11 protein-coding genes and 1 tRNA gene are annotated in these 17447 nt (G+C 39.9%); 5 read left to right on the top strand and 7 right to left on the bottom strand.

Features of this window, described 5'->3' with window-relative positions; all coding sequences use genetic code 11:
* Positions 1-479: 479 nt before the first annotated feature.
* Entirely contained in the window at positions 480-1325 is an 846-nt protein-coding gene (locus RH96_RS14620; RefSeq protein WP_010200473.1) for a hypothetical protein, read from the bottom strand.
* 468 nt (positions 1326-1793) lie between these two features.
* Here RH96_RS14620 and RH96_RS09755 point away from each other — a divergent pair, with 468 nt between their 5' ends.
* The 4 genes from RH96_RS09755 (at position 1794) to RH96_RS09740 (ending at position 8239) form a co-directional block, all read left to right on the top strand.
* Positions 1794-4319 (top strand): LPD1 domain-containing protein, encoded by a 2526-nt coding sequence (locus tag RH96_RS09755; RefSeq protein ID WP_010200472.1) that lies wholly within the window; start codon positions 1794-1796, stop codon positions 4317-4319.
* A gap of 188 nt (positions 4320-4507) precedes the next feature.
* On the top strand, positions 4508-6406 hold the full coding sequence (locus RH96_RS09750) for a 3'-5' exonuclease (protein WP_010200471.1): 1899 nt from the start codon (positions 4508-4510) through the stop codon (positions 6404-6406).
* A gap of 468 nt (positions 6407-6874) precedes the next feature.
* Complete coding sequence (locus RH96_RS09745) at positions 6875-7723, top strand: hypothetical protein (protein ID WP_010200470.1); 849 nt, start codon at positions 6875-6877, stop codon at positions 7721-7723.
* The gene (locus tag RH96_RS09740; RefSeq protein ID WP_010200469.1) at positions 7724-8239 is read left to right on the top strand and encodes a hypothetical protein; all 516 of its coding nucleotides are present in this window, start codon (positions 7724-7726) and stop codon (positions 8237-8239) included.
* Positions 8240-8332: 93 nt separating this feature from the next.
* On the opposite strand, the gene RH96_RS09735 is transcribed toward RH96_RS09740, so the two are convergent.
* From RH96_RS09735 to RH96_RS09710, 6 genes are all read right to left on the bottom strand, one after another.
* The gene (locus RH96_RS09735) at positions 8333-8689 is read right to left on the bottom strand and encodes a hypothetical protein (RefSeq protein WP_010200468.1); all 357 of its coding nucleotides are present in this window, start codon (positions 8687-8689) and stop codon (positions 8333-8335) included.
* An 8-nt stretch (positions 8690-8697) separates the two neighbouring features.
* The gene (locus tag RH96_RS15250) at positions 8698-9342 is read right to left on the bottom strand and encodes an excalibur calcium-binding domain-containing protein (RefSeq protein WP_010200467.1); all 645 of its coding nucleotides are present in this window, start codon (positions 9340-9342) and stop codon (positions 8698-8700) included.
* A 161-nt stretch (positions 9343-9503) separates the two neighbouring features.
* A complete protein-coding gene (locus RH96_RS09725; protein ID WP_010200466.1) occupies positions 9504-10715 on the bottom strand; it encodes a tyrosine-type recombinase/integrase in 1212 nt (403 codons plus the stop codon).
* A gap of 166 nt (positions 10716-10881) precedes the next feature.
* Positions 10882-10957, bottom strand: a tRNA-Arg gene (locus RH96_RS09720).
* Positions 10958-11042: 85 nt separating this feature from the next.
* Entirely contained in the window at positions 11043-11837 is a 795-nt protein-coding gene (locus RH96_RS09715) for a hypothetical protein (RefSeq protein ID WP_010200464.1), read from the bottom strand.
* Between the two features lie 79 nt (positions 11838-11916).
* The gene (locus tag RH96_RS09710; RefSeq protein ID WP_010200462.1) at positions 11917-12465 is read right to left on the bottom strand and encodes a hypothetical protein; all 549 of its coding nucleotides are present in this window, start codon (positions 12463-12465) and stop codon (positions 11917-11919) included.
* Positions 12466-12906: 441 nt separating this feature from the next.
* Here RH96_RS09710 and RH96_RS09705 point away from each other — a divergent pair, with 441 nt between their 5' ends.
* The gene (locus RH96_RS09705) at positions 12907-17388 is read left to right on the top strand and encodes an exodeoxyribonuclease V subunit gamma (RefSeq protein ID WP_010200461.1); all 4482 of its coding nucleotides are present in this window, start codon (positions 12907-12909) and stop codon (positions 17386-17388) included.
* Positions 17389-17447: the final 59 nt, after the last annotated feature.

Here is a 17447-nt window from a genome sequence, read left to right as displayed (position 1 = left end):
TATAGTCGATTCAATTTAAAAGTAGTACAAGGCAACCGAGTGTAGATGTATATGTGATACTTCAAGCGAGGTTAACGCTGTAATACTTTTATAGTGGAATGACTATAGCATTGTTTCTTGTAGTATTTGATATTGACACTTACTAGGTAAATGTCAATATCTATACAAAAGTAAGTATTGTTGAAATTTCTAAGATAAAATTTAGAGTTTGAGTAAGTTATAGGAGCTCTAATTAAAGGAATAAAATAAATATTCGTTTCTAAAATTCTCATTGAATAGGCCGTATAAGAAAATTAAAGTAAATACACACCACATAATTGATACATACAACTTTATCTGTTCAGAATTCCAGTCTAAAGAAAACCAGCCTACTAAAATAAAAGATAGCCATCCTTCTATCTTCTTCGCCCCATCCCAGAATACTATCCAAAAATTAAATAGACTAATTATTAAATAGAAAAAAAACCAAGTAATCAATTTTATATACCCATTGATGCTAGTTCAGCAGCAGTTCTAAAATTTCTAGCTGCACTTACTATACAAGTACGGTATATAGTGCTTGTCTGTAATCCAGAGTTATATTTAATAACTTGTGCAGCATATTTAGCAAAGTATGACAATCCTGGTATTGTTCCATAAGCAGGTGGCTTAGGTATTAAGGAAAAATTGGCTGAACAGGTTCTAATTGCATTAACAGTGTCTCCTACGACGTCTGCTAACCCTTCATTCATATTCCAATTATTTGTTATAGACGTTGACCAAATGCTTTCTGCAGATTTTCTAGTCTGTTGCTGAGCTACAGATTCATTAGATGAAGCTCGCTCAAAAATTTGATTTTTTAAAAGAGGTTTTCCATAGACTCCCTTACAGCTATGGGATGCATTATTGATTTTAGTAGGGCTAGAAAATATTATTTTGTTGTTTTTTTCAAAGGTATTGGCGAAAACCTTTATGGCGTCATGAACTTCTTTATTACAACTACTGTCATTAGTAATATACGTAATATTGTTAGAGTTAGGCATCTTGTAAGCTAGATAGAAATATCCTTGTGGGTCTACAACTACTGCTGAAGCAGAGTTCAGGCTATCTCTTCTAGCTTCATAAAATTTTGAACCATTTTTAAGCGTATAAGGTGCGCTAAAATCCTCTAAATTAGAGTAGAAGTTATCATAATCATTACGCTTTATCTGTGTTTGAAGTTGTGATTGCAAAGCTCCATCTAGAACAGCATTGCGTGCTGAGGAAATACTATCTTCTGCATTAGCAGATATAGTAGTCAATCCGACCATAGACGATAATAGTAAGAAATAGAATTTCTTTTTCATATTAGACTCCCATAAGATTAATTCACAAAAAATTGGATTTTACGACTACTAATTTCACTCAAGAAATAGAACTCTTTAGTGAGCAACTTGCCATTTGATCTTATATCAACCTTTGTTGATTTTCAATGTAAATATAAAATAATGTTTGCTTTTAATGCCCTTTAATAAGAGTTTTCAATACTAAAAGCTTCGACACAGATATAATATATCTAATTTTTACTAGACAAAATTTAGATAAAAACATTGAGATTTCTTCAAAGTTACATATTAAAAGATATTGTTTTACTACTTGAAAGAATGTTTCAGTAAAAGATTGCCTAATGAATTAAATATTATTCTGTATTTTGAAGGTTCTCTCTTAATAAACCCCGTCAATCTTGGTGGGGTTTTTCATTGGAACACTCCAAAAGGGGCGCGTCTTTTGTTTGCCATAATTGGTCATCGAAACACGCAACTGGACCCATTATTATGAAACAAAGACTCACTAAATTAAAACTATTGCAGACAGCACTTGCCAGCCTCCAAGCGGTGACAGACATCAAAGCGCGTTTAACTGCGGCAAAACATCTTACCGACGTATTGAGGGAAATTGGTGCGATAGGAAACTTGACGTTAAAAGAGGTTCGACAAGCCGCCAAAGATTATGAATTGGATGGCGAATTTGATGACGAGTATAGCGATAATCCAAACGATGAAAACTATCGTTATGCGGATACAGGCTATATCACAGGATCTCACAAAGAACGTGCCAGCAGCCGAATTAAAGATTTGGCCAAAGACGGTATCACTGTCAAAGCCACCGATATTGAATGGGACGAAATCGAAGCTGATGCTTTAGTTGCTGAAGATGTGATCAAAAAAGCCAATATCATGGGCAATGTAGATTATGGGGCGTTGAAAGATCACGATGTAGAAGCCGGTACCGCTTATCTTATTCAAAAAGTTTTGGCATCTGTGGCTCCTGAACCTTATTGGCATGTAATGGGGTTTTTAACAAATAGCACGTCAGGACGGCGGCTTATTGGTGGGCGGTCTGAAAATAAATTAAGACTTGCGGCACACTTTAATGCCATCCCAGTTGCCGATCAAAAGGCGCTGGCTCGCAGGGCGTATGTTAACGGTATCAATACGCTAAAATCACGGCTTACTGAGAATAAAAATATTGTCGGTACCAGAGACTTAATTGCCGAGCTTAAGGCCATTGCCAGTGAAATGGCTGGACATACTATTAGCTCATTGGATGAAGGCCAATATAACCAAGCAGTGCTTAAAGCTACTGAGCAAAGAGAATTTATCGAAAGCAAATCCCTTGATTTTGAGAACGAATATAAAGCGGCAGAAAAGCTCGCCATGGAGAATTTAGATGTGCCTGAAGATAATACTAAGGGCCAAGGTTTTGTGGAATATGTAGGTGGCAGTTTTAGGGCAGCTCGTAGCCGTGGCAGTTACTACGCTCGTCAAACATCAATGAAAAATTGGCTTGCTGAGAAATATCCTGATATTGCATTCAACAAAAGGTTCGCAAGGGATATAGCGCCGGTTGTTGTCGACGCTGATATCGATAAGTACAAAGAGCTTGTAGATGATGTTGAGCGTATCGCATTAGCCAATAAGTTAGTGGCTTTGGTTGATCCTCTATCAAGCCTGGCATGGATATCATTAGGCGAAAGGTTTTGGAATATTGTAGAGCTACAATCTGATGCCTTTATCAAGCATGCCAATATGGCTATCAAGGGCAAATATAATGACTGGGATTTAACCATTAAGCCCGAAGCAGGTAAATCAGACGAGCAAGGCAAGCAGAAGGGTAAGAAAAAGAATACCTTTGAGTTGATCGTTGCTGACAATATTGAGCGTATCGGCGGTGATCCAGTTACCATCAATTCTACTGAAGAGCTAAAAGATACGTTTGGCTTCCGTGATATCCAATCAGGCAATTGGGTACTGAAGGACAAAACCAGTGCTAAATTCCATGTTGAGAATGCAGCAGCTTCTATGATGGACCTATCTGACATCGTGGGGATTGACCCTAAATCATTAGCGTTTGGTGGCAGGCTAGCACTTGCTTTAGGCGCGCGTGGTACTAAAGGGGCTTTGGCGCATTATGAGCCAGTACAGCGCGTAATTAATATCACTAAGATGAAAGGTGGTGGCTCGTTGGGCCATGAATGGTTCCATGCGATCGACAATATCTTGGGCGAAGTGTTAGGGGTAGATGGTGCGACCGGCGCTGGCAAGTACCTGAGTATTGATCCCATGATGGTCGTCGAGAAATCAAGCAAGCTATCAATAGCCTTTGCTCAACTACAAGAGACTATGCAAAATGGTGATGTTAGAGCACCTGAAGTGTTTAGAGTTACAGATAAAGATATAGAGCTGGCATTGCTTAATATTAAAGAAAACAGTACTCGCTTGGCTAAATTGATATTTGATGCGAAGGATGCCAAAGAGGCGGTAGATATTGTCGATTCAAAACTTGATTCACCGCATAGGTCTAAGCGTAGAAAAAAACATAGCCAGTGGCGCAAGGTAGCTGTCGCCTTCTTTAATCAAGACAAAGTAGGAGAGCCTGTTATTTTAAACACTGGTGAGCCTGTATCAGAGTTTTACGCCAATTCTAAAAAACTTGACGCTGAGCGCTCAAAGCCTTATTGGTCAACAACCCACGAAATGGCCGCACGTGCTTTTCAAGCTTTTCTAGAAGATAGCCTGAAAGACCAGGGCAGACGTAACGATTACTTAAGCTATGGGGCAGATAATGCATTGTATGGTGGATTTCACCAAGCATACCCTGAAGGCGACGAACGTAAGAAAATTAATCTAGCCTTTAAGAACTTGTTTGAGGTAATTAAAAGTGAGAAAATCTTTGAGAACGCCACTGCTGATCAAGTCATGATGGATGCGATCTTTGGTGCGCCAAGCGTGCTGTTTGATGATGAGCAATTAGAGCTTAATAAATTATTTTCTGACTCTAGTTTAACGCTTATGGTCTGAGTCGTTTTACTCGAATAATTTTGTATACCTAATAAAGGACTGGTTTTCAGCTATATATTTTAAAACTTCGAAATACATTTGTAAGGAATTTATTTTCCTTTCTTACAAATGTAGGCTAAAATGCTGAATTTTTTCATGGAAAGTTTGGATGGTATTGATCTAATCAGTACCAATACAAGGAAATATATATGGCTGAAATGATTCCAGATAGTATCGGAGTAGTCAAAGGTTCTACGCCAGGAGAGCGAAGAGTTTATAACTTACTCAAAAGTGTACTTCTTCCTGATAGTGATTGGATCGTTTGGTACGAACCTTGTGCATCTATTCAAAGTAAGCATGGCGATTTCCTTATTTTTTCAAAGTATCACGGTATAATTTTAATCGAAGTTAAGGATTGGAGTACGTCTTATATAGACGCAGCGAATCCTAGTACCTTTACTATAAAGAATAGTGATGGTTCATTACAAAACCGTGAGAACCCACTTAAACAAGCACGCAGTGTTCAACTACAAATTAGAAATTTGTTGGAAAAGAAACACTCGCTTAGACAAAAAATTGGTAATTTTGCTGGTAAGTTAAGGTTTCCAACAACTGAATGTGTCATATTTACTGGAATGGAAAGAGCCCAAGCAGAAAAAGCAGGACTAATGGATGACTCCATACTTAGCCATCAAAAATGTATTTTTCAGGATGATTTGCGTGTAGACGTAGATGATAAAGAGTCACGTAATTCATTTGTTGAACAACTGCTAGGATCTTTTAATCATAAGTTTGCATTTACGCCATTAAGTAGCAAAGAGTTAGATGCTGTTAGGTACGCTATATTTCCAGAGTTACGTGTCAATCCACAGCAAGAACTTGCATTAGATATTGCGCTCAACAATGACGACTTAATCAAGGTTTTAGATAAACAGCAAGAAATAGTTTCAAAATCTATTGGTACTGGACATCGAATCTTAAAAGGAGTTGCTGGTAGTGGAAAATCTTTGGTTGTAACATATCGTGCTCGGCACTTAGCTAGGTTCAATCCTAATTGGCGTATATTGGTAGTATGTTTTAATATTTCATTAAGAAGTCATTTAGGCGCAAGTCTAAATGACTCACATAGAGAGCCTTATCGTTCATCAGGTAAAGGTTACATAGAAGTAAAGCACTACCACAGTCTTCTATCAGATTTGACCAATATTAAGCTAAAAAAAGACGATAAGGAGACTTGGGATGATTACAATATCCGTCGATCAGAAAGACTGATTGATTATGTGGAAAGTAAGGAAGATTTTCAGAAGTATGACGCTGTCTTAATTGATGAAGGACAAGATTTTACAGAAGATATGATCAAAGGGGTTTTGAGTCTTCTATCAGAGCAGGATAGCTTACTCTTCTGTTACGACCCCGCTCAAAATATATTTGGTAGAAAAAACTTTACTTGGAAGTCTGTAGGTTTGAACGTGCAAGGCAAGAAGCCTACATTGCTTAATAAAAGTTACCGTAACACACGACAGATACTAGAGCTGTGCACAGAATTTAAAGGTGAAGACGTTGATGTTGATATTGAAAGTGAAGATAAATCACTAATACCTGACTACGATGATTGCCGAGAAGGTGATTTACCTTTATTGGTTCAGAAAAATTCTTTTAATGAAATGATAGATTATGTCGCACAAGACATCATGAGCCACACTGGAAACGGTATCGATTTATCGGAATCTGCTATTATCATCATGGAGTCAAATGTAAAAAGGGACATAGTTAAGAAGCTAATTCCAAAGCTCAAGACTAAGTTATTAGAGCTAGGGTGCGAGCATGACTGCGTCAGTGCCATCTTAACAAAAGAAGATAAGTTAAATTTAGATCTTAATTGTCCTAGTGTTAAGGTTATCATGACAGACTCATGTAAAGGTTTAGAATTTAGAAATGTATATATGATGGGTCTGGCTGTTGTTGAAGAAGATACACCTGAGTTAAGAAAGACTGCATATGTGGGTATGACTCGTGCCAAGGACTATTTGACAGTGCTTTATGCTAAGCCTAATCACTATATTGATATCCTATCTAGTATTCTAGAAAAGCAAAGTAGATTGTTTTAATTTCGCTGTGGAAATAATATCTGTCTAAACTAATTGAGAAAGTTGGTAGTGATGAATTGGGGTTTAAGTAACATCTTTAGTGTTATAGAAATTATAGCTTCTATTCTTATGTGTCTTTCATTTGGTGCATTGGCCGCTGCAGCTATGGTATGGCTAGCTACTTAAATATCGGATTATTGGACAGGATACTTGCCAAATTGGATAAGAAGAGAGTTGTATTGAAGAACGAAGAACATACTCAATAATCGGTTGGGTGGTGGAGAGGGCTATTCTGAAAATAGTGCTCTGCTAGCATCCAAACATGCAAAAATACAGGGTTGACACGAACAAAAATAAGTGCCTTATGAATTGAATAAAGTATTTTTAGGTGTTACTATTCGTCGGACAATGCAAAAAACTACCCTTACGGGTATTTTTTTGTATCTTGACTATATATATAAAGAAATATAGACGAAATAAAGGTGAATTATGGCACCACGTCAGCCTAAAACCAAACAAGACATTCTAACGGATATTATTAATGACATTGTAAGCACAAGTCTTGAAAGTCAATCAGGCCTCTACTCAGTTAATAATTTAAAAGTGCAGAAATATCTTAATGGGGCAGAGAAAAATAAAGCTGGCAACTATGCTGATTATCACTATATATGCGCTTTAGTTAGCACAGTAGAAGGTAAATTGAGAGAAGCCGATTACAGCTATTGCGTGGCAATGAAGATCGATTCTAGCAATATAGTTGTTTTGGGAAATTATGCTACCTTGCTTGTCGATAGGAATAAGTATAGAAAGGCGAAAGTTATACTTGAAAGGTTGATGATAGAATCAAAACTCTATGACTCTAGTGTTATTAATAGTATCCGCCGTATCGCTATAAATACACTAGATACTGGATTTCTCAATAAGTTTGCAGGCAGTAAATTTGCCGAAGAGGATACAGGTTTGGTTATGCACCTTGATAAATTAAAAAAAGATATTAACTTAATTTCTATTTCATTAGAGGAATATACAGAGTTCCTAGGATTGGTTTCGAGCTTTGTTTTACAAAATACTCGACAGAACTTTAATCCTCGTTTTAGTATTAACAATGGGTTAGATAGAAATGTAAAAATTGAGGTGTTTTTAAACATAAATGCAGATGAGGCATCCTATCTAAATACAGAATTCACCACTTATTTTGTGGACTATGTATTTGATAATGATCGTCATGAGTTATTAGGTAAGTTCGTAGTCTTCTTCAAACAGGAGAAGAGCCGTTACGATGGCACTGAAAATCCAGATGCTTTATACCTAGGTATGAATGAAGAGCTGGTGGCTTAAATGGCGGTAACAATTGAGGATTTATACAAACAGAAGTCAGAAGTTGACGTAATGAGTTTTGAGTGTACAGAAGCTCATAAGCGGCTAAAAATTATTCGTGGCTATTATGCTACTTTTTTATACGCTAGCTCCTTATTTGATAATCCCCATTCGAACGGGCATGTATTGAAGAAATATGATTATCCGCCTAACCCAACTGAAAGAACCCCCAAGTATGGCTCTCACCAGAAAATATACATGAGCTTGCAACGCTCAAAAATTAGAGTTTTAGTTGATTTGGGTGTGGACCTTGAAAGATACCATGAACTCAGAAAAAAGGCAGAATATCATATAGGCTTAGATATTACAGTTGAAGAGATAGATTTCGCTGAGTCTTCTTTTAAACAGAACAAAGAGCGCATTGATTTCTATATTAAAAATGGTGATCAGCACTTCACCAAATCAAAAAAAGTTATTGAAGTTAAGGTGAACTCGACAGGTAAAAACCAAATTAGTAAGCTAAAGTTTTATAAGTGAAAAACAACTAAGAATCAAGTGCATAAAAAGGCATTCGTGGTCAATTCACGCCGTGCCTTTTTTATTGCCACTAGTTTTGCTTCTTAAACAGTTCTAAATATCTTCATACATCTCACTACATGCTTTCAACCTAATCTCTCTAACCTCACTCAAATCAGCACCCTTCTTAACGCTATAAGGCACATTTGGAGTCATATCTGCTTGCTTTAGAGACTCAGCAGCCGCTTTTTTAAGTGGAGTACCAATAGAAGATTCATCAACAAAGCCTTCAGGCTCAAAATATACAGCTGGGCCAAACTCTGGATGAATACCACATGATATCTCGCCATTTGTAGTAAATGGGTAGGGCGTATTGTGATACGCCCCCCAAAACACTTCGTTTACTTCAACGAAACCATAGCCATGACTTTCTTCGTGGACAGATGAGTATGCAGCTATTGATAAAGCCATTAAACTAACTAGCCACCTGGGCAGATTGATTCGCATGGTACCCCGTCGTTATCTCTATCCAATCTACCATTGCCACACTGTAATGCTTTTTGAGCCTGGGCACATGATGACATTTGACCGCATGTTCTAGGAAGTCCTGAACAATCTTGGTTTGAGGTAGTGGAATTTTGTACAGGTTCAGGTTTAATTTCAGGCTCAGGCTGTTCCATTAATGCTACTGGTGTGCTATTGGTGCTATCAAAAGGATTAGATATAGTACTGTCCTCAGCTGAAATTTTTGCTTCAACTGGCAGAGGTTCTTCTGCAGGCGGTGGTTCAGGTTTAGTCTCAACTACTGGTTCAGCAACAGTTTTAGACGTATTATCAATATCAGCTGTAGTCTGGTTTGTCCCAACTGGTTCTTCAGAGGGAGAGACTGTCATTAATGTACCAAATATAATCACAGACCCTAAAAGGGTTAGTTTACCTCTACTAAGCTTGGGTACTTTATTTATCAAAATATGCTTAATAGGTGGCAATAAAAGAGTGCTCCCTATTATGAATACTAATCCAGTCAAGAACCCTTCAGAAGATATAGCTCCTAGTCCCGCTATAAGAAAGAGTATTCCAAAAAACCATGCAAGCATTGTCAATATTATGCTTTTGATATTCATTCTATTACTCGATTAATTTTGATTGACTATAACCGATTCTGATTTTTCTAGCAATTAGCCATATAGAACTAAGATCAAATACAAAAAAGCCGCTATTAATTTAGCGGCCTACTTTTATGAATAAAATGTAATTTAATTTTTCTAAATCTCAGTAATGACTATTAATCAGTGGCTGCTTTCAACTCATCTAAATAGTCAGCCCACGCCTGCATCATTACCTTGCGTTCTGGTAAAAACACAGTACGATTATAAGCTCTGCCATGCATATCTCTTACACGATGAGCAAGCTGTTGCTCTACCAATGCTTCAGGAAAACCAAGCTTTTCTACAATTAAAGTTCTTGCTGTGGCTCTAAACCCATGAACTGTTTGTTTCGATCCACTATAACCAAGCCGCTTTAAAGCTTGATTCATTGTGTTTTCCGACATTGGTTGTACAGTCGTATGAATAGCTGGGAATAGGTACTTGCTACGAGCGTGTAGGGATAATTCACGGATTAAAGCAATAGCTTGAGTAGGTAGTGGGACTATAAGAGATAAGCCAGTTCTACGTTGAGTTTTTCTTGGAGTAAAAGTCCAGGTACCGGCATCAAGATCAAAGTCATCCCAGAGAGCGTAACGTAACTCGCCAGCCCTTACAAACACCATAGGCATTAGCTTGATAGCGATTTTAACTTCAAATGACCCTTGATAGTCATCGATATCATTAAGCAATCTACCAAGTTCACTGGTATCTAAGATAGTAGCATGATGCTGTACGACTGGTGTCTTTAGTGCCCCTAATAAATCTTGCGTAATATCACGCTCACAGCGTCCAGTCTGCACAGAATATCTAAATACTTGTCCTGCCATCGTACGCATCTTTACCGCTGTCTCAATAAGCCCTTGTGCTTCAGCCGACCTACAGGCTTCTAATACATCCATTGGCTTGATGTCTGTTATAGGCATATTACCAAGATGAGTATTCAGCCGTTTAAGCTGTCTATAGTTATTTTGAGTAGTAGAGGGGGCGATATGAGTCTTGCGGCTCATATACTCTTCACCAATTGCAGCAAACGTATTTTTAGACTCAAGCAACTGCTTGCGCTCTTCATCTTTTTTAATATCGCGTGGATCATCACCGTTAGCAAGATGATACTTGATATCAGTCCGCATCTGTCTTGCAGCTGCTAAAGTGATCTCTGGATATTGACCTAGTGTTACTGTGACACGTTTTCTTGTGATAGGTGTTGTATAGTCAATGCGCCATGCTTTTGTGCCGGCCTTACTAATGTGTAAATAAAGACCGCCACCATCAGTTAAGGTATATGGTTTATCCAAAGGCTTTGCCTTATCGACTTGAGTATTGGTAAGGGGTTTGACGGTTTTTGCCATTTTTACAGTATCCTGTACAGTACTTTTGCGCTCATACTGTATAGAATACTGTAAAAATTACAGTAAGCAAGGGGTAATTATGGGTATATAAGGTAAATTTTGGACAATAAAAAGCCCCTGAAAGCCTTTGTAATAGGGCGTTAAGGGGTCTTTTGTTATATTCATGTGGTGCGCCCACCAAGACTCGAACTCGGATCGATCGCTTAGGAGGCAACTGCTCTATCCTGTTGAGCTATAGGCGCATTATGGAGTGCTATTGTAGAAAAAAGAAGACATAAAAGCAATCAATGAAAACTATTATGGTCAATAATTTTAGATTATAGGCGACTATTTACCATTAGTTAGCGCATCAGCCACTTCTACAGCACTACCATTAGCTGACGCTTGGGGGTTTGACGTGGGTTTAAACAAGTCGTTCACAGTGTTGTTATAGCCATCAATATTATAATAATCGTATTTTCTCAATATATCTTGTCCAGTACTTGAAAGCAAAAAGTTGCGAAAGCTGATGGCAGCAGGGTTATTTGTTAAAATGACACCATCAACTTTTTGTGTGTCTTTTATAGCATAGCTAAAAGAATTCAGGCGACGTGCTTCAGTATTATCCGTTACCGCAATTTTATTTGCTTTCACGCTATCAGAGTTATCTTGAGCGGTACTATCAGTCTTAGCTTTGCGCTGGTTGTGCTTGCCTTGCTCGACGTCGATCTGGGTCTGTAAGGGTGACAGTTGCTCGACTGACAGACCATCATCAGCAATAATTATATCGGTATTGTTGATAACAGACATACCATTAGTATTGCCCTCTGGCAAAGTCAAAAGCGCTGTCGAAGGTACATAGCTTGCCAACACCTGCACATGCGGATAGCGGGTTTCAAAGCGAGTGATAACATGGTCTAGTGGGGTTTGCAAACTGTCCTCTACTTGCAAATACAAAGTGCTATCGGTGGTAGTTTTAGCATCGTCTTCAGTTGCCCCAGCCATTGGCTCATTCTCGCTTGCCATAATGGGCAGCGGGTCTATGTTTTTACGATTGCTACTCCACAGCCAAGTAAAGACAGCGATAAGTATAATCAGCAGCAGCAAAAGCAGGCCAGCCAATAGCAGCTTGTAGTCTTTCATATATTATCGTTCTTGTTTTAGTGGATTTAATTAAATCTTCAAATGGCATATAGTGAGTGATTTTCTGCTAAATATAAAGCTATTTATACAACACTTCCTCTACCAAGTCTGCCAGCATATCAGCAAACACATCCTTTGCTTGCAAGTTATCATCTTGTTTGCGTGCTTTTTTAGTATCGCTATTTTGTACACGGCTCTGCTGTCCAGCGCTCTTGTTATTGACTGAGGGTGACTTGCTGTTTAGCGTTGCAGTAGAGTCATTTTCGCCATCGTTGATAGCGCCTGTCTCAGTATGCGCTGCTAATGGTGATTCACCTGTTAATAGTCTGTCTTTTAACCATTTAAACCCATGTGCCTCCCACCATGCTTCAAAACGTGGCAACGTGCTACCACGTACCGCCACAGGCAGATCTAGCGTTCTCAATTTCTGCGCAAGTAAAGGATCGCTGATAGCTTGATGAATACTCAGGTAAAGTGAGCTACTATCATCCTTATAGGGTCGTCTGTTCTGCCATGATCTGTCATCGATTTTCATACGTGGCAATTGCCACAACTCACCGCGATAATACACGACGTATAAGCGTTGTTTTGGATGGACAAAAATGGCATCAATGGGACGCAATGGCATAATATTAAGTAATCTCGTCAATAGAAAGTGTTATTTATATACAGGTTGTAAAGGTCAATTTAAAAACCGCAATGAAATTATTTCATAATAAAGATGAATGATAGTATAAAACGACACTAAGTGTCGCAAGCTTATTATAATGTCGGCATCTACACTAGTAAACGATAACCATCAATGGCACACTGATAGCGAATTCGGCATGTCAACGTCATCAATGGATATGTAGAATTTGCTACTATGGTTGTTTTTGTTTATGGCCCTCATGCTAGCAGAAATGCATAACAGTAACGACCATCAAACATGGATTGATGAGTATTGATTTTTGTTTTGTCTGGACGTTTTATAGCGTTTGTGAAATTGGATACAGACATCCCATCTATAAATTAAACCTTTTTTATCAATCTTAGTATCTCACCCTTATTCCAATCAGATTGCCCTTCTATGTTTAAAATAATTCAATCGCACCGTACCGAAAACCTTGTTGATCAATTGCTTGTACAATACCAGTCCAAGGATCAGCCTGTATTTGAGCCTTTCATTGTCATTGTACCCTCCATGGTATTGGGCGATTGGTTGGATAAGACGATTGCTAGCCGTGCTGGTATTAGTACCTTGGTGCGTACTAAATTTTGGGGTCAGTATCAATGGACGCTGATGCAAGATGTGTTAACCCGCCATAACGCTTATTTACTAGCGCAAAACCCTGAAGCGCAAACTCTAAACGTGCCGGAAGTGGCGGTGTTGTCACCAACGGTAATGCAATGGCGATTGTTTGGGTATTTGACTTACTACCAAGAGTCGATTGTTGCAGATGAAAAGCATCCGGTTCATCCGTTGCTAGCGTCTTTGATTGATGAACCGCAGGCAGATGCTCAGCAGGACAATGTGCGACAGGATAAGGCGCAACAAGATGCCCGTATTTGGCAGCTGGCAAGCGATTTGGCAAGAGTGTTTAACCGATACTTAACCCATCGTGAGGATTGGCTGGCGCTATGGTCACATAATAAACCGCTGAATGTGGATGAGTTGATAGCGGATAAAGATGAACTGTCATTGCGTTTTGATAAATATGCGCGTGGCACGCCTGAGTGGTTGGTCGAGCATTATGTTGAGTTAGAAATCGCCCAACGATTCTTGTGGGCGCATTTATTTGCTGATGTTCATCTACACCGTGTGGCACTGGAGCGCGCATTCTGGTCGGCCTTAAAAAATAACAAGGCAAATGAGCGTGCTCAGTTGCCAACCATACTGCGTATTTTTACCATCCAGCAACTGCCACAGACCGAGCTTGATTTTCTACAGCGCTTGTCACAATACATGAATATCACGCTATTACATTACAATCCATCAAAGCTGTTTTGGGCAGATATCGTTGATAAATCATGGTTGCAGCGTCAGCAGATTATTAACCCTGAGAGTGTCTTTTTACGTGATTACGGTCATAGTTTGCTATCACGTTTGGGCAAGCAATCGCGCGATGCTTTTGCCATGCTTGCTAACTTGTCTGGTAATGAGCAGTACGACGATGCGCTTGTAGAGTGGCAAGATAATTTTGATAGTGGTTTCAATGATGAGGTTGCTGCTGAGTATATTTATGATGCTAGTAGTACTCAAAATAGTCCAAGTTTGTTAAGGCGTTTACAGAACGATGTGTTGATGCTTGATGAGCAATCGACCCAGCAAGCAACAGCCGCTACAGTCTCGCAAGCAGTAAGTAAGCAACTAGAGCCAAGCTTTGATGAAGCTAAGCCAGCAACGGCTTGGTATGAAGATGAGGCGTTAGAGAGTAAGCGCTTTGAGGTAGACCGTTTTTGGGCAATATCTTCTCAAGATAATAGCCTAAGCATTCATTCGTGTCATAGTTTGCAGCGTCAGCTTGAAGTGCTGCGGATTATGATTGGCCGTTGGTTGAATGAACCTATCAAACTTGGTGAAAAGAAACGCCATATATCTGACATTGTTGTGCTGCTACCCGATGTTGAACGTCATCATGCATTGATTGGGTCTATCTTCGTCAATGGTAAAGGTCAAGACGGCTTGACTTTGCCTGCTAAAGTGACTGGTGTTGTTGATGCCGACATTCGCCAGTTATGGGAAGCGATTATCGGTTTTTACAAGCTATTGGGCAGTCATAGCGCCCGTTTTGAAGCGGCTGAAGTATTAGACTGGCTCATGTTATCGCCTTTATTTGAAAGCTTTGGACTGACTCATGAGCAAATGAGCCGTGGCTGTGACTTGTTGGTAGAGGCGGGCTTTATTCGTGGTTTTGATGAGCTGCATCTTAAGCAAACGTTGGACAGTAATGATTACGACTATCGCTTTAGCTTTGCGCAAGCGTTAGACAGATTGACCTTAGGTCTGGTGATGCCCGAGGCCGAGTTAAGCGACTGTTTATATCCTTTAGATGAGGGTGAATGGCCAAGCACTGCGTTGCCAGAAATGACATTACCGCTACCACAAGTGAGCCTAAATGATGCGCTGATTGTTGAAGCGCTTTGCCGTATTTATACTGGCTTGGTCGCACGACGTGATGACCATACACAAAAAATGAAAGCGGAAGACTGGCTCGATCAGATTGAGACACAAGTTATCCATCGCTACTTTGGCGATGTGGACCAAACGCGTACCATGCGCGCCATTTACAACGCGATGAATGGCTTTAAATCAAGTCTACGAGCCAATCGTCACTATAGACAGTACGCTAGTGGTGATATCGACAACAGAGAAGTGGAGCAGAGGCTGGCAGGTGTGGAACAATTGCCGCTCAAGCTGAGCTTTATGTTAGACAGTATCGAAGCGGAGCTAGAGAGTCAGCAGGTCAGTGCGGAGCCAACTGGAGTAATTACCTTTGGTCGATTCGGTGCACTAAGAAACGTGCCGTTTGAGCTGGTGGTGATGCTCAATATGGATCTCTCTGAGTTCCCAGGGCGTGACCGTGACAACCGCTATGATTTGATGAAAGCGACCAATGCCCGCCGCGGTGACAGAGTCAGTGAAGATGATGACAACGGCGCATTTTTAGATGCGCTACTGTGTGCGCGCAGTGCTTGCTGGATGTTCTATAACGGCCAAAGCTTGACGGACACCCATGAGCATCTGCCAGCCAACCCAGTGAGCGAGTTATTGCAATTCCTACAAGGCGAAGTGCAATGGCAGGTGAACTCGCTGGAGACATTACCTGAGAATATTGATCCCACCACCGAGAGTCTCAAACGCTACTTACCTAAATTGATTAAGCAGTGGCTAGTGACTGAGCATCCTGCACTGCCTTTTCATGAGAGCCTGTTTGAGACAGAAATTGAAGGTGCTAATGTTTTTGAGCAAGCGTCTCCTGATATTGATGACAATGCTAATGCCAACGTTAATGCCAACATTACTATCAATGCTCAGGATTCCAGCCCTGTCGATATGATTGATGAGCTGGATACTCTATTAAATACAGCCATGCGCAAAACCAAACTGGCTCAGAAAAAACAGTTTCCGCCTGCGCCGCTTTGGCAAGCGGTGTTTGATACATTGAAAGGGCGAGTGTCTGGTGAGCCTATGCAACTGGTCGGCTTACCCACAAAAGCGCAGTATGAATCAATCGCTCAGGTGCTTGGTCAAGGCTTGGGTCAGCTAGGTCAAGTAGACAATCAAACCTTGTCTGCATTGGCTGAATTGCTGGCGCTAGATACAGCTGTTGACGCTAGCGATGTCAGTAGCATGACAGAGGTGCTATCTGATAGCATATTTAACATCGGAGAGCTAGATATTGAAGGGGTGTTGGCTTACCAAGTACGCCATCCTGCCAAAGCGTTCTTACGGTCTCAAAAAGTGCATGTGGTGCAAGGTGAAGAAGCACTGTCGCATCAAGAGCCGCTATTTCTAAACAGTTTAACTACCTATCAAATCAAAGACCATTTGATTAAGCAATTGGTCGCCGATGAGACTAAGAAGAATGATAGTAATGCAGTGGCTGAGACCACCACTCCAATCCTAATGTATCAAAAAATTATGCCAGCTGGTGTCGCTCGCCAAACTACATTACCCAATCAACAAAAAAAACTGCAACAACAATGCTTGGAATTTAAAGAACAATTAATTGCTAATGGCTTTGACGAAAGCAGTATTCTCAATGAGGGTGGAGGGAGTAGTACGACAGCATTACAACTACTAACCCCGACCGCCGAGCATCCTGTTCAGATAGAGCTAAAAAATATACTGAGTAGCACTGACAACGAGTCAAGTAATCAGACGAATATAGAGGGTACAGAAACACTGTTTAAGCTGTTGCCAAAAGTCATTAAGATCAAAGGCTCAGTACCTATATTAGCACCCATATCAATTATTCAGGCGGGCGTGCCTTATGCTAAGCAATCACCCAAGCAATGGTTAAACATATTGCCCAATTCTGCCAGTCCTAGGCATTTGCTCAAGTTTTGGTTGTCACATTTGTATTGGCAAGTGGCCAGACGTACCACTGCCGAGCAAGTAGCCTCAAATGATGGCGTGAGTATTTGGCGTTTTAATAAGCCCAGCTCACAAGTTGGTAACTATAAAGATGTAATCGCATTTAAACTAAGCCCAATTGTCTATGAAGACGCTGTGATTGAGTTGATAAAATGGGCGTTTTTTGGCAATTTAACGGGTCAAGTGCCTATTACATTACTGCCAGAATATGCACTTAATTACCTTGATAAGTATCTAAAGCCTGAAGAAGGTGCCGGTAATAGCTATTGGCCAAAACGTGCCGACTTCTCGGACTGGTTAAGACCTAACTACAACTCAGACACGGTATATGATACTTGTTCGCAGCATGCTATTTGGCAATATGTACTACGTGACCAAGATTCATTCAAAGCGCTATCGGCAGCGTTGACTACATTAGCCCAACCACTGTATGAGCCGATGTTTAATGCGTTAACTAACTTAGATAGCTAACAGTTTAGAATAGTTTCTTTCTGCTCTCTTGCTCTAATAAATAATAATTAAAAGTATGC

It is taken from the genome of Psychrobacter sp. PAMC 21119, assembly GCF_000247495.1.
In the GTDB taxonomy this organism is placed as follows: Bacteria; Pseudomonadota; Gammaproteobacteria; order Pseudomonadales; family Moraxellaceae; genus Psychrobacter; species Psychrobacter glaciei.
This window is presented reverse-complemented; position numbering and strand designations above follow the sequence as displayed.